The 15018-nt window shown below is 59.4% G+C and carries 11 protein-coding genes; 7 read left to right on the top strand and 4 right to left on the bottom strand.

The features are described 5' to 3' along the window. Positions 1–160: 160 nt before the first annotated feature. The 4 genes from ACVVH8_RS29670 (at position 161) to ACVVH8_RS29685 (ending at position 9041) form a co-directional block, all read left to right on the top strand. A complete protein-coding gene (locus ACVVH8_RS29670) occupies positions 161–1153 on the top strand; it encodes an AraC family transcriptional regulator (RefSeq protein WP_475227738.1) in 993 nt (330 codons plus the stop codon). 72 nt (positions 1154–1225) lie between these two features. Beyond that, positions 1226–3106, top strand: coding sequence for an ankyrin repeat domain-containing protein (locus tag ACVVH8_RS29675; RefSeq protein WP_475227742.1), 1881 nt, complete (start codon positions 1226–1228; stop codon positions 3104–3106). Between the two features lie 164 nt (positions 3107–3270). Further along, on the top strand, positions 3271–4302 hold the full coding sequence (locus ACVVH8_RS29680) for a histone deacetylase family protein (RefSeq protein ID WP_103302722.1): 1032 nt from the start codon (positions 3271–3273) through the stop codon (positions 4300–4302). Between the two features lie 143 nt (positions 4303–4445). After that, the gene (locus ACVVH8_RS29685) at positions 4446–9041 is read left to right on the top strand and encodes a dermonecrotic toxin domain-containing protein (RefSeq protein WP_475227744.1); all 4596 of its coding nucleotides are present in this window, start codon (positions 4446–4448) and stop codon (positions 9039–9041) included. On the opposite strand, the gene pdxR is transcribed toward ACVVH8_RS29685, so the two are convergent. Further along, entirely contained in the window at positions 8974–10551 is a 1578-nt protein-coding gene (pdxR, locus tag ACVVH8_RS29690; protein WP_475227746.1) for a MocR-like pyridoxine biosynthesis transcription factor PdxR, read from the bottom strand. The two genes, ACVVH8_RS29685 and pdxR, sit on opposite strands and share 68 nt — an antisense overlap. Before the next feature lie 92 nt (positions 10552–10643). Between pdxR and ACVVH8_RS29695 the strand changes: the two genes are divergently transcribed. The 3 genes from ACVVH8_RS29695 to ACVVH8_RS29705 are packed head-to-tail and all read left to right on the top strand — an operon-like array spanning position 10644 to position 12408. Continuing rightward, complete coding sequence (locus ACVVH8_RS29695; protein WP_103302726.1) at positions 10644–11267, top strand: FMN-binding negative transcriptional regulator; 624 nt, start codon at positions 10644–10646, stop codon at positions 11265–11267. Positions 11268–11277: 10 nt separating this feature from the next. After that, complete coding sequence (locus tag ACVVH8_RS29700; protein WP_475227749.1) at positions 11278–11724, top strand: N-acetyltransferase family protein; 447 nt, start codon at positions 11278–11280, stop codon at positions 11722–11724. A gap of 12 nt (positions 11725–11736) precedes the next feature. Beyond that, positions 11737–12408, top strand: coding sequence for a GNAT family N-acetyltransferase (locus tag ACVVH8_RS29705; protein WP_401299040.1), 672 nt, complete (start codon positions 11737–11739; stop codon positions 12406–12408). 100 nt (positions 12409–12508) lie between these two features. Here ACVVH8_RS29705 and ACVVH8_RS29710 read toward each other — a convergent pair whose 3' ends face one another. From ACVVH8_RS29710 to ACVVH8_RS29720, 3 genes are all read right to left on the bottom strand, one after another. Next, a complete protein-coding gene (locus tag ACVVH8_RS29710) occupies positions 12509–12787 on the bottom strand; it encodes a helix-turn-helix domain-containing protein (protein ID WP_475227751.1) in 279 nt (92 codons plus the stop codon). After that, complete coding sequence (locus ACVVH8_RS29715; RefSeq protein ID WP_475231248.1) at positions 12784–14136, bottom strand: HipA domain-containing protein; 1353 nt, start codon at positions 14134–14136, stop codon at positions 12784–12786. The genes ACVVH8_RS29710 and ACVVH8_RS29715 overlap by 4 nt, the downstream gene beginning before the upstream one ends. Before the next feature lie 178 nt (positions 14137–14314). Then, positions 14315–14680, bottom strand: coding sequence for a DUF6124 family protein (locus ACVVH8_RS29720; RefSeq protein ID WP_475227753.1), 366 nt, complete (start codon positions 14678–14680; stop codon positions 14315–14317). Positions 14681–15018 lie beyond the last annotated feature (338 nt).

The following is a 15018-nucleotide window of genomic DNA, read 5'->3' on the forward strand; positions in this document are numbered from 1 at the left end:
GCACGACTCTGTAGGAGTGAGCCTGCTCGCGATAGCAATCTTTCATTCAACATTGATGTTGGCTGCCAGACCGTAATCGCAAGCAGGCTCACTCCTACAAAGGAGTTTCACCCGGCATGCAACTTGCTGCGTTCCAGCCATCATCAGGCTGGAAGATCTTATGCTCCACTCCCACCTCACCACCCTCAACGCCGTCTCACTGGTCCTCAACACCTTCAAGGCGGAAGGCTTGTCGAGCGATGCCTTGCTGGCCGGCAGCGGCATCAGTGCGGCGGATCTGGCCCGTGCCGACACGCGCATCACCACCAATCAAGAGATGCAGGTTTGCGCCAATGCGGTCGCGCTCAAGCGCGACATCGGTCTGGAACTGGGCCGGCGCATGCACGTTTCCTGCTACGGCATCCTCGGTTACGCCTTGCTCACCTGTGCCACCTTCGGTGACGCTTTGCGCCTGGCGATCCGTTATCCGGCGCTGCTGGGAACACTTTTCGAACTGAGCCTGGAAGACGATGGCGAACGTGTCTGGTTTGTCGCTGCCGACTATCGCGAGAGCCCGGCGATGGCGGTGTTCAATGCCGAGTTCTGTCTGGTTTCACTCAAAGTCATTTGCGATGACTTGCTCGGTCACCCGCTGCCATTGCTGGCCACACGGTTTGAACACGCGGCCCCGGACTATCGCGCCAGCTACGCCGAACACTTCGCCAGCCCGCTGCACTTTGCCGCCAAGGACAATGCCTTCGCCTTCGACCGGCACTGGCTCGACCAACCGCTGCCGCTGGCCGACAGCATCACCCATCAAGCGATGGCCGAACGTTGCCGCAAACAGAATCTGGAGTTCACCGGGCGTCAGGCCTGGCTGGGGCGGATTCGTCAATTGCTCAGCGCGCAATTGAACGCCGCGCCGGGGCTGGAAGGTCTGGCCCAGCAGATGAAGTGCTCGCCGCGCACCTTGCGCCGGCATCTCAAGGACATGGGCAGCAGCTATCAGGAATTGCTCGATGAACTGCGCTTCGAGCGCGCCAAGCAGATGCTGTGTGAGGAGCATCTGCCGATCTACCGCATCGCCGAGACACTGGGCTTCAGCGAGACCGCAAGTTTCCGTCATGCCTTTGTGCGCTGGAGTGGCGTGGCGCCCAGTCAGTTCCGCCCTTGAGATAAATCAGGCGCAGCGCCAAAGACTGCACTACATTACGCGGCCTGATTCTGTCGCCGGTGTTTTTGCTCGATGGCCCTTTTTCGTTACTGCGCACAACGTGTCGTTCTCGCTGCTCTGATCAACCTGCCCATGGCCGCCCATGCCATCGAGCTGAACTGGTGGGGGCTGCCACCCAAAGCGGTGGTAGATAAGCCCGAGTATGCCCGCACCATCATCCCGATGCCCACCGCTGCTGAAACACCGACGCCATCGGTGGGGTTGCTCAGCGGTTTTCGCGGTCTGTTTTACCTGAACGTCTATCGCGATCAGGACTACCGCGAACGTACGCAAAAACTCGGGCCGATTCCGCTGCTCACCGCCGAGGAGTTTCACAGCTGCATTACCGAGTTCCAGTACTTGAATCTGGGCTCGTCGGCCAGTCGTACCGACATCGCACCCGGCATTGTGGTCGATACGCTGGCGTTCGACTGCGTCAAAAGCAGCGGCTGGGAAACCAAGCGTTATCTGCTGATCGATTCGCGCGCACCCGGTACACCGTTGCTGGCGCTGGGGCGGATTCGCAACGATCACCTGCTGTCATTCCAGCCATTGCAGGACACTCCGGCGGCAGTGCTCGACACCTGGCTAAAAGGCGTCGAAGGCGCCCGGGACGCCATGCGCTACCAAGTACCCGACGCGCCGCTGAGCATTGAAGTCGACCCCAAACCTTACCTGGCCGGCGACGGCGCGCTAGAGCTGTGGGAACTGCACCGACAACTGAGCCAGGCCAGTGACAAAGGCCCGGGGCTGAAGAAAGTCGATGAGCTGTTTTTGAATCAGGACTTTCGGCGGATTGGTGCCGATCAGCCGGAGTTCATCGGCCAGCTCAATGACATTGCCTACTGGAAGAGCCAACTGGCACCGGACGAGGGTTCACGGCAATGGCTGCTGGAAGTCGTACGCCGCGCGCCACAACGCATCCCGGTGTATCTCAACCTCGCGGATCAGGCCTGGCAGTACTATGAAAAGGCACCGACCTACACCACCCAATACGCATTGGCGCAGGAGTATTACCGGATCTACTGCGGGCTGCGTCTGCAACGGAATCTGAGTGTTCCCGAGCGTGTTTTGCAAAATCTCGGCCTCACCCAGGCCGACCCGCAGGCCTGCCAGGCGCAGTGGCCCTTGATCGAGGCCGTCGACAATCAGGACGAGCCGCGCGTGCGGCAGTTGCTCGACAGCGGTCTGCAGGCCAAAACCCTGGGCGAGGACGGCCGCAGTGCCTTGTTGCATGCACTGGATGCGCCGAACTTCGCCATCGCCCGCCTGCTGCTCGAACGCGGCGCCGAAACCCACGGCATCAACGGCAGCGAGCCGCTGGTGATGCAGGCACTGAACAAGGACCTCAAGGCTGACAAGGATCCGCAGCAAGCCCAGCGCACGCAGTTCCTGCTCAACGCCGGTGCCGCCATCGACGAGCCCGATGCGCGCGGCAAGACCCTGCTGATGCAGCGAGCATCGGCCAAGGATGAAGAGGTGTTCAACTGGCTGTTCAAGCACCCGCAAAACCTGGATTTGCGGGAAAGCGAGGAACAGCGAACCGCGCTGTACGAAGCGATTTACCGCAACAACTATCCGGCGGCAAAACGTCTTGTTGACGCCGGGGCGCAGTTGAATTTCCTCTATCCTTCCGGACGTTGCTACAAGGGTGACCGCCTGGATTCGGTGCTCTATCTGCTGGCAAGCCAGGCCCCGAGAAGCAACATCGACAAAGAACTCGACCATCAGCAGATGTTCGGGCTGTTCACGTTGATGCTGGAAAAAGGCGCCGATCCGACGCTGGGAAATGATTGCAGCGGGGATGCCTACAGCAAATTGCGCAAGGTCCTTGAGCAACGCGAGCGACCGGATTGGCTGGCGGCGCTTGACCGTCATCAAGCCACGACGGATAAAAACCCAAGCCGTCCCTGAATGTATATGGCGCCCCATAAAGGGGCGCTTCGGTCTTTGACGGGGCGATTTGCGGTCAGACTTTTTGGCCAGATCGATCCCCTTTTGGCCTTTCCTGCCGTTCTCCTAATCGCATTGCACCGCAACACTGGGCGCAACCGAATCAGCCCTGCGGAGAACAACAAATGCTGACGATCTACTCGGACGATCATCACCTGCACCATGGCCGCTGCGAATTGATCGACGGCCAGCTCAAGCCGTGTTTCGAGATGCCGTCGCGCGCCGACCATGTACTGCAACGTGTGCAGAACCAGCACCTGGGGCCGGTCGAGGCACCGAAGGATTTTGGCCTTGAACCGATCGCGCGCATCCACAGCCGCGACTACCTCGACTTTTTCAAAGGTGCATGGGCGCGCTGGACCGAATTCAACACCGACGGCGATCTGCTGCCCTACACCTGGCCGGCGCGCACCTTGCGCGCGATCAAACCGACCAGCCTGCATGGTCAGCTCGGTTACTACAGCTTCGACGGCGGCGCGCCGATCACCGCTGGCACCTGGCAAGCGGCGTACAGCGCAGCGCAGGTCGCACTGACCGCGCAAGCGGCCATTCAACATGGCGCACGCAGTGCCTTTGCCTTGTGTCGGCCACCGGGACACCACGCGGCCAGCGATTTGATGGGTGGTTATTGCTACCTCAACAACGCTGCCATTGCTGCGCAGGCGTTTCTCGATCAGGGCCACCAAAAGGTTGCGATCCTCGACGTCGACTATCACCACGGCAACGGCACGCAGTCGATTTTCTATGAGCGCAGCGACGTGTTGTTCACCTCGATCCACGGTCACCCGGAAGCGGAGTTTCCGTTCTTTCTCGGCTATGACGATGAGCGCGGCGAAGGGGCCGGTGAGGGTTTCAATTTCAACTATCCGTTGCCGGCCGGATCGGGCTGGGATGTCTGGAGCGCGGCGCTGGACCAGGCCTGCAACGAGATCGACCGCTACGGCGCCGACATCATTGTCGTGTCGCTCGGTGTCGATACATTCAAGGACGATCCGATCTCGCAATTCAAACTCGACAGCCCGGACTACCTGGCGATGGGCAAACGCATTGCCGCCCTGGGCAAACCCACGCTGTTCGTCATGGAAGGCGGTTATGCCGTGGAGGAAATCGGCATTAACGCCGTGAACGTACTGGAAGGTTTTGAAAGCGCTCAGTAAGCAAACCCTCGCCAGAGACCCGCATTCGCGGGTCTTTTTTTGCCTGCCATCTGTATGTACCGCACACCGGCGCCACGCGCCTTTTACCTTGCCCTGACCCGGCGCCATTTGGCGCGCCGCCCTTGTCAGAGCAGGAATTACCCATGCCCGAAATCTCCTTGCCCAGCGCCGTTGATGTGCTGACGCAACTGGTGACCGGTCCGTCGCTGCGGGAAGTCGCCACCCAGGCTTTGCGCCCAGAGCTCAAGACCTTATATCCGAACCTGAAAATCGATCCGCAATTGGCGATGGTCGTGACCCCGACCTGGATCGTCAAAGACGACCGCGTCGTTAGCGGCGGCGATCAGGTCGAGTCCCTGACCGACGTGCTGGTGCGGCTCGGCCTGTCCGGTACCACCGTCACGTATCTGGACGATGAACACTTTCTGACCCAGCACCCCGGCAGCGAGTCCGCGTTCCAGTTGCCCGTAGAGGTCGACGCCCTCGCCAGCCTGCTCAACGAACTCGCGCCGCTGCTGTTCGTGGCGTACCGGGAACAACAGGTTGATTACTGGAACCGACATACCTCTCCCGCACACCCGCGCTGGTATCAACTGTCGGATGCTTTGCGCAACCTGTGGAATGTCGACGCGAGTCTGGGCTGGGACGCGGATCAGCAAGCCATGGCTCACGCCGTGTTCCGTCACCCCGACAAGCACCAGCGGCTGTCCGGCGACAAGTACAAGACCCGCGCCTGCCTGATCGACCTGGATCAGGGTGACGGTGAAAAGCGTACCCATGTACACGTTCTCGATACCGCCGTGCTGGTCGGTACCCATGAAAAGCGCACGCTGATCGTGACCCATTCGCTGGTGAATGGTTTCCGCCGTTTCGATTCGATGGAGGCGCTGGGTGATGCCCTGCCGCGTCGCTATCGTGAGAACACCGCCGCCGGTGACCTGCACTGGCGGTTGTTCGAACCCGACGGCAACTTCTTCGATCATCAGGCTTGCACGCTGATCGCTCTGGAGGCCGATGCCCTTGGCGAGATCAACTTCTTCGCAGGCTCGACCCTCAATAACCTCTTTCCCCATAACGGCACGGCCGGCGATCACTCAGAGCCGGCGCCACGCCTCAAACCCCACGTCGACCGTCTGCAACCGATGCTGCCGTCCTGGCTCGACAACGCCAATGCGGCCGATCAGACCAGCTTCAGCCGACACCTGCTGGACCTGACCGTGGTGCAGCACCAGAACGCCGGCAAATCGTTTCAGAGTGAAGTGGCCAGCCTCGACACTTTTACCCGCGAAGCGCTGACCCGGCAGATCCGCAAGGATCATCCCAAGGCCGGCGAGGTGAAAATCGATGAGATCGAGATCAGCATCACCAGCCTGGATGTCTGGGGCACGTTTGTCGTGCCGTTCAACAGCGAGAACCAGACGTTCTCGTTGAGCGAACTGACGCTGCAAAACCTCGAAGGGATGCCGCTGGGCAACAAAACCGTGCGTTACAGGGACGGCAGCGCCTTGCCGGACTGGCTCACCGTGGCCTATGTGGAAAAACTGGTCACCACCGTCAACATTGGCAAAACCTATCCGGCGTACCTGCAGAAGCTCCTGGTCGACGATAGCGTCCAGGCATCGGCCCTGCAGAAGTTATATGTCCGTCAGTTGCCGATCGAACTGCCGATGCTGGCGCTGCAGCACAAGATTCGTGGCGAGGCCGGCATTGACGAGCAAGGTTACCGCTACCTGTTGGCCGCCCTCGGTGACAGCGCCGAGGACCGTGCAGTCGACGGGCAGGAAATCATCATCAGCCCCCTGGCGTTCAATGCCCACCACATCAGCTCAAGGGCCGACACCGTGGTCAACATGTTTGTCATCGGCCCGCGTCAGACCGACAAGGGTCCTTATCTGCTTTATCGACCCCTGTTCGAAAAACCGTTGATCCAGTACCCCAGTCGCACCAATCTGCTCTATGCGATCAAGCACTCGCGCCTGCTGCGCGAGTCGGTGCTCGCCTGGTTGCCGGATGATGTTCGTTTCAACTACAGCCAGTACGTGTTCCCGGCCAAGATGCCGTCGGTGTGGGTCATTCCTCAAGCAGTGGTCAATCCCGTCACTGCCGTCGACATGCTCGGTGTCGCCCAGTTGCACACCCGCGCGATCACCGACGATGTCCTGCAGACGCTGCACAAAGCCAACGTCGAGGCCATCCTCACTCAGGCCGACCGCCAGACGGTCTCCAACGCCGAAGCACGCTGGGCCTCGGTAAAACACGGCGGCTGGATGCTGTTCAACGCCGCCCTGCCGTTCCTCGGGCGGGGCATCAGTACCGCCGCCTGGATCTGGCAGATCCTCGACGATTTGCAGGAAGTCAGCGATGGCGCAAATCAGCCGACCGGCAAGATCGCCTGGACCGCGCTCGCCGATATCCTGCTGGCGCTCGGCATGGTGCTGGCCCACCGCGCTGCCGTCGGCAAGGCGCCCCGGCGCGAAATCATCAGCGCGGCGGAAACGGCAGAACGGTTGCTGCCAACAGTTGTTCCCGAAGTCGTCAAACCGGTGCGGCTGCCAGACGTTACAACCCTCGAACTGCCGGTCGGCCATGACACATCGCTCAATGCGAGCGTTGCATTGGCGCGTTCAGGCCCCAGTCTTGAGTCACTGCTCGACAGCCTGAAAACCACAAAGCCCAAAGACCTCGGCACTGCAACCACCGAAGGCCTGCATCGGCACCTCTTTGCTCACCAGAAAAAATGGTACGCCCCCGTCGGCAAACGCTGGTTCGAGGTGCAACTTAACGACAACGGCGATGTGCAAATCATCGATTCGCATCAAGTGCCCACACGTACTGGGCCTTTGCTGACCGTTACCGCCGGCGGGCGATGGGTCATCGATCTGCGGTTGCGTCTGCGCGGCGGCGCGCTGCGCAGTCGTATCGCGCAAGCACGCCTGGAAAAACAACAGAAGCTGGCTCAGTTGAAGAGTGACATCAGCGCGTTCGATCTGACGATGCAACCCAAGCAGGACACACTGGCCGATTTCCATACAGCCTTGCTTGAGGCACTGCCGGAAAAAGTAGAGGAGACTCGCAAGCAGTACCTCGACACCCTTGAATCGCAACTCAGCGAATACACGGCCCACATCGACCAGCTCAAGGCACTGAACCTGGCGGAGCCGGTACCCAACTACCGCACGGCGATGATCGACCGGCTGACCATGCAAATGTTTTTGTGCCACTCCTGGTTTATCGAACGCAATCTCGATTACAGCACTACCCTGACGGCGACGACGGACCTGTTCGATCACAACGCGACGGCGCAAGCAGACCATGTCGCGGCCTTCGAAAAATTGAACGAGCTGACCGGCAAGTTCATTGCGAAGCTGGAGTTTGCCCACACGCGCTTCGATGAACTGAAACTGCTTGGCAAAGAAGGTGTCGAGACCCAACGCCGTTACCAGGCCAAGCTCCCCGCTTATGAAATCAACGACCTGAAAATGCTCGAGATCAGCCTGGCGCAGAGACTCTGTCTCAAGGCGGGTCCGCCAGAAAGCGCGGCTGACGCCAGAATTGCCCTGGAAGACGTGATTGAAGATGCCGCACTCAACATCCAGAGTTCGATGGACCTGAGCACTGATGAAAACCTGGACAACCTCGCCGAACGAATAGAAGCCACGAGCAATCTGGCCGAACAATTTACCGCCATCGACCAGCGCTTTGTCGACCTGCTCGTCGAGTACCCCGAACACTTTCAGCCCGAGCGGATGGCGCAAGTGCGCAAGCAGATCAATGCATTCAGCGAAGCCACGGTGAACAGGCTGGGCAACCTGTTGCGCGACCAACTCCTGCTGGGGCCGAAGCCCGGCCCCTCACGCCCCAGGACAAACTCCGGCAAAAAAATCATCAAGACCCGCTATAAAGGCACGCTTGTCGGTGAAGTCCGAAAAAGCGTCGATGGCCAGGACACTGACCTGGTGGACGTGCGAGCGAAAGTATCGGGCAGACTCATCGCCACGTTTCATGAAAAAACGCCCGGGGAGTGGGTCGAGCGAGTTACACCGAAGACATCGCCAACCCCGTCCAGGCCGAATCTGAAAAACAGTCTTGCCGTGGGACAAACCTTGATCGACGACCTGCCCGCGTTCCACAAGCGAACCGATGGCCATATCAAACGCGCCAAACGCATACCGGCCGAAGCTGAATCGCTCTACCAAGTGCATGCTGTGACTCTGCGCAGCGCCAGAGAGGCCATCGATCAGGCCTTGATCGCCAGCAACGAGACCGCAGATCGTGTGGCATCCACGCTGGTGGACGCGCTCGACAGCGCAGCGGCTGCGCTCGATAAAAAGGGCCGAAAAACCCGGATTACCTTGATCAAACAGCAGCCGCCGACGGCCGCCCATGTTCAATGGCTGAACAATGTCGGTGAAGTGAAAATCAGCAAAACCGTTTCTCGCCGCCGCCTCAAAGGCCCTAAAGATTTTCTCGATGAATATGAAATCAGCGACGCTAGAACCGGCGCAGCGTTGTGGTACGCGCACATTCACTATGACAACGCCACCGCCCCGGCCACCGCGTCGACGGCTCGCCATATGAAAACCCTGGAGCAGCGGCGCCTTGGCGGTGCCTACGACATGCGCAACCTGAGCAATCAGGAACTCATCAAAATTCACCGCAGCGCGATGACGCCTAAATTGGCCGAAGAGCTGTTTTTCCCTCCTGCCAAGCCTGCTGCAACCGCGTCAGTGCTGCCCTGATTGCAGGTTCGGGCACAGCGGCAAAGCCCAGGACCAGACCGGCGCGCTGATCGGAAGCGGTCGATGAATCGGGCAGCCAGTAATGGCTCAAACCGTTGATTTCCACATCCACGCGGGCAGCCTGTTCAATCAGTTGCTGCTCGCGGGCGATGCTCTCTACCGGCACGGTCAGGTGCAGTCCGGCAGACACTGCGGGTAATTTACCCACGCCGGCAATGCCCGTCGGCCAGCCGTCGAGCAAGGCATTGCGACGGCTGAGCGCAGCGCGGCGCATGCGCCGGATATGCCGCTGGAAATGCCCGGCGGCCATGAACTCGGCCATCACCGCTTGGGTGCTCACCTCGGAATGCCGGACGTCCACCGCCCGGCGTTGCGAGAACGCGTCCACCAGCCCCGGTGGCAGCACCAGATAACCAAGGCGCAACGCCGGGAAGGCGACTTTGCCGAAGGTGCCGACATACAACACCCGTCCCTGGCGATCGAGTGCCGCCAAAGGTGCCAAGGGCGCACCGGTGTAGCGGTACTCGCCATCGTAATCGTCCTCGACGATCCAGCCTTGGGTCCGTTCGGCCCAGGCGAGCAATTCCAGACGTCGCGCCAGACTCATCACCACCCCTGTCGGGTATTGATGGGAGGGCGTCACGTACGCCACGCGACAATCACTGGCCGCCGATAACGCCGCGCAATCCATCCCTTCTTCATCCACGGCGATACCGCGCAAGCGGCCCCCTGCCACAGCGAAGGCATGACCCGCCGCGCGGTAACCGGGATTTTCGATGCCAACGCCGTCACCCGGCGCCACCAGCAGCTGTGCACAAAGGCTGATGCCCTGTTGCGCGCCACTGGTGATCACAATTTGTTCAGCCGTGCACTGCAAACCGCGTGAGCTGCGCAAATAAGCCGCAATCAAGCTGCGCAAGCGCGCATCACCGGCAGGATCGCCGTAGCACAGTTGCTGAAGATCCGGTTTGCGCCAGAAAGCCGCGTTGAGCTTGGCCCAGACGTCGAACGGGAACAGATCAAAGGCCGGGACGCCCACTCGAAATGCGCGTGGCGGGCCACTCGGAGGACGAGCCAAATGGTTGTTCTGGACCCGGCTCATTGCGTCGCTGTGGATAACTTTGCTGGATGGATCAACAGGTAAATCCAGCCAATTTGTGGATAAGGCTGTGGGTAAGCCTGTTGAAAACCCTGTGGATACTTTTGTGGATAGTTTTTTATCCGAAGACGCTGTCTGGGGTAATTGAGCGACGTAGGTGCCATCTCCGACTTTGCCCTCGATAAAGCCTTCGGCATACAGCTGATCGTAGGCCCGCACCACGCTGTTGCGGGAAATACCCAAGGCCAGCGCCAGATCGCGACTGGCCGGCAATCGTGTACCGCTGGCCAGACGGCCGTCGAGCACACGCAAGCGCAACGCCTGGTAGAGCTGACGAGTCAGGCCCTGACGGCGATCAAGCTCGATACCGGCCGGATTGAAGGGCATGGACAACATGGAGGCATCAGGCATGGCAATGGACCTATGAAATTGGTCATCAATGGCTCTTACAACAGACCAATAGCCTGCCTACGATGCAGGCATTCGCCAAGGAAAATATCTCCATGTACACGCCGCGCGCCTTTGCCATCGACGAGTTGTCGCAACTCCACGAACTGATCCTCGCCACCCGCCTCGCCATTCTCGTGACCCACGGCGAAAACGGTCTGCAGGCCAGTCATGTCCCCGTGCTGCTGCATTGCGAGCAAGGCGAAAATGGCACGCTGTACGGGCATCTGGCCAAGGCCAATCCGCAGTGGAAAGACCTGCGCGACGGCGCCGAAGCCATGCTGATTTTTGCCGGTCCCGACGCCTACGTCAGCCCGGGCTTTTACCCGAGCAAGGCCGAACACGGCAAAGTCGTGCCGACCTGGAACTACATCGCCGTGCACGCCTACGGCCATGCCGAAACCTTCAGCGATGGCGGACGGCTGCTCGACATCGTCAGCACCCTCACCGACCGCCACGAAGCGGGCCGCGCGCAGCCATGGAAAGTCGACGACGCCCCCGCCGACTACATCGACGGCATGCTCAAGGCCATCGTCGGTTTCGCCATTCCCATCGACCGGCTGGAGGGCAAGCGCAAGCTCAGCCAGAACCGCAGCGCCGAAGACATTGCCGGCGTGCGCGAAGGTCTGGCCGCCAGCCCCGACATCAACGATCAAACCCTTGCCCAATTGATGCGTTAAGGAAAACCCCATGAGTCAGATCGAGATCCGTCAGGTCAGCGCCGACGACCACGCCGCCTGGCTGCCGCTGTGGCAGGCCTACCTGCGCTTTTACAACACCGAATTGCCGGACGCCGTCACGCACAGCACCTGGCAGCGCTTCCTCGACCCGAGCGAGCCGACTCACGCGGCGCTCGCCTGGGCTGACGGCGAATCGCTGGGCATGGTGCATTACATCTACCATCGCTCGAACTGGAGCATCGAAAACTCCTGCTACCTGCAAGACCTGCTGGTCGCAGAGCACACCCGCGGCACGGGTGTCGGTCGCCAACTGATCGAACATGTCTACGCCACCGCCAAAGCCGACGGTTGCTGCAAAGTCCATTGGCTGACCCACGAAAGCAACGCCACGGCGATCCAGCTCTACGAGCGCATCGCCGAGCGCCCGGGTTTCATCCAGTTTCGCAAAGCCCTTTAAGGAGAGACGCGCATGACTGCTTCACTTGCTGACTGGAAAGGCGTCCCCGCCCCCACAACCAAGCTGCTCGAAGGACGTTTCATCCGTCTGGAAAGACTCGACCCGGCGCGCCACGGCGACGAGTTGTTCAACGCGCTGCAAGGTCCCGGCGCCGATCCGAAACTCTGGGATTATTTGCCCTACGGCCCGTTCCCCGAGCGCGGTGTGTTCAATGACTGGCTGAACAATCACGCAGCCAGCAGCGACCCGTATTTCTTCAGCGTCATCGACCGCGCCAGCGGCCAGGTGCAAGGCATCCTCAGCCTGATGTCGATTGTTCCGGCTCAGGGCCGCATCGAAATCGGCCACGTCACCTTCGGCGCACCGATGCAGCGTTCGCCGAAGAGCACCGAGGCGGTTTACCTGCTGGGCAAATACGCCTTCGAGCTGGGCTATCGTCGCCTCGAATGGAAGTGCAACAACGGCAACGCCCGCTCCAAATACGCGGCCGAGCGTTTGGGTTTCAGTTTTGAAGGCGTGTTCCGCCAGCACATGGTGGTCAAGGGGCAGAACCGCGATACGGCGTGGTATTCGATTCTGGATGGTGAGTGGCCGGCGATTGCGGCGGGATTCGAGCAATGGTTGAGTGATGAAAACCAGACACCGACCGGGCAGGTGAAAGGCTTGGTCGAGTGCCGTTCTTAACCTTTTAAAAGCAAAAAATCGCAGCCTGCGGCAGGCCCTACATTTGCCTTGTGCAGGAGCTGCCGCAGGCTCGGGCCGCGTTCGGACGATGTTTTGATCTTTAACTGATATCTCGCCGAATCCGCACAACGCCCATCTTCATCCCAAACGGACGAAACACGGCGTTCAGCGACTTCAGTGTCTGATTACCTTCACCGTGTTCGATGTGCACCAAGGTACGCACCGAGATTTTGCACATCTTCGCAAACTGGGTCTGATGCAGGCCCGTCACTTCTACGCGCAGGCGGCGAACGGCTTCGCCGATCTCCATGGTTCCTTGGGCCAACGCCTCTTGAATGTTTTCGATGAGCACCGTGCGCTCGGCCACTGTCATGCTCATTTCAGATCCCACTCTTGCAAGCGTTGCTCCAGATTTCTCAGGTGAATCCCCGGATGGTTCATGGTTCGGTCCGGCAGGCCGCTCTCGGTCAAAATATCGGGAAGGGCCGCAAGGCGTTGGGCATCCAGACGCAGGCGCTCGAATGAATCCGGCGCGCCAGCCAAAGCAGCCAAGGGGTCATCCGGATCTGCAATATCAGCCAATGCACGACAAACGCCTCGCCAATCGACATCACCCGCTCTTTCCAACGCTTTCGGCCACTTAGTCGTACGGGTCACGCCTTCATCGTCCATGACCATCGGCGCCAAGTCATAAATGGGCGCAAGTCGAAACGAACTTGCCCCACGAATGATCGCGGTATTGCGGCCATGGTTATCCGAGTTACCGAGAATTTTGTTGATCAGATCCCGACGCAAGTAATCCGCAACCAGATCGGGAATCTGCTCCGCTTGCCCTGCCTCGCGCCAAAGACGGGCAAGCATGCGAATCACGTCCAAATGGTCCATCGCGCTGCCTGGCGTTGTCACGTTAGCCAGCGAATAAATCGATTCGACCGCATAACGCTCAACACCTTGAGCCGTTACCCGACGATCAAAGCGCTGCATCCACAAGCTGGGTTTCGTCGCCTCTTCCAGTGCCAGCCCTTGTGATGCGACCGTTTCAATGCCTAATGTCTGCAAGGCCCTGTAGTAGTGGAACTCACTTCGCAAGATGTCCTGATCGGTCCGGTTGCCTTTGTTACGGGCAAATTTCACAAACCAGTGCTGACTGACCTCTGAATCCTCAAGGACTGCATCGGGGAACAGGAGACCGGCCTTGTTCTCTGCCAACAAAAGCTTCGGTGCTTCCCCCCCCGCCCCCGTCGCGCCGCCAATGGCTGCACCCAGTTCATAGGCGTACTCGAGAAACCGGTTGTCACGCAGGATCACGTCCTGACGCTGAAACCCAATGGGCTCGCGCTCATCCACAGATTCGGCAGACTCCTTTATCCGCATGTTGCCGATCGGTGCCGCTGTACTTCGACCCAACAGATAAAGATCGGCGCTGATGCCTGCGGGTTTTTCTTGCCCCACACGAGCAAGAAGAAAACGTTTCGCCGCACCGGCAGGAACGATGTCATGGATGAACGCTGGCACAGCGGATCTCCGGCTATCCCATTCCAATGGGAACCGTACACTCACAGCTTTTGAGAACGGCGACCCTATCTCGTCGAAGTTATCGAAGAGATAGGTGGTTTGATAACCGAAATCGCAGCGACTTTCGAAACCCTTTTCGGGGTCAGCGAAACTCAGAATCATCGCGTCATGCCATTGCCCAGCCATGAATATCTGTAATGTCAGGTCGTACATACGCTTTTTACCTGCATTTAAATGCACTTTAGCGAAGGGTTCTTCATTAATAACTGCAATATAGTGCATATTTAATCGAGAGCCGCGAATACATCTGCAACAAAATGCAGAAAAGCATCAACTACGTCTTTCCCAACCAATGCGCTGGCGGCACAAGCACGCGCCGCCAGCACGTTGTTCACTCCGTAGGCACTAACTTATCCAGCACCCGATTGACCGCCAGCTCTGCCAGCATCACCACCTGCGCGATGCCTTGCAGGGTTTTGCGGTGCGTACCTTCGACCATCGCCACATGGTTGTGCAGCATGACGGTGGCTGAGCCGAGAGTTTCGCTGGCATCCGCCAGCAAGGACTCGGTATCAGCTTCCGGGTCTGTCATGTAGAGCCTGTTGGTTTTGTAGGGTGCGGCCATGATCTCGGCAGTTGGCGGGCCGAGGTAGTGGTCGAGGGCGCGCTCGGCGGCTTCGTGGAATTTCTTTGAATCGGGCGATTCGTAGGGAGATGCCGGGTCTGTGACCGGCGGGTTTGGCGTTACTTTGAACATTTACCAGATCCTCATTTGGGCTAGCCACCGCTTCTCTACTAAAAGAAGTGGAGGCAGCTGTGCGCAGGTTAGTAGACCGGGGATCTGGGAAACCGGCGCGCCCGAGGGCGCCCTGCGCACAACCACCATAAAGTGCAGGTGAGGAGTACCTGACTGTCTGATGAGCTATACGCCCCAAATATGACGAGCTACTAAACCCGATCACTGGAAATCAGTGACCCGATCCAAGTTACGCAGCAAGCCCTGGGCGCACAAGCCGGCGGATTCTGGCGTAGCCGTAGGCAACGACGCAAGGATTTGTAGGCAGCGAGGCGTAAAGCCAATAGGTCTTAACCGAG

Source organism: Pseudomonas trutticola BRTCR10, from assembly GCF_056155105.1.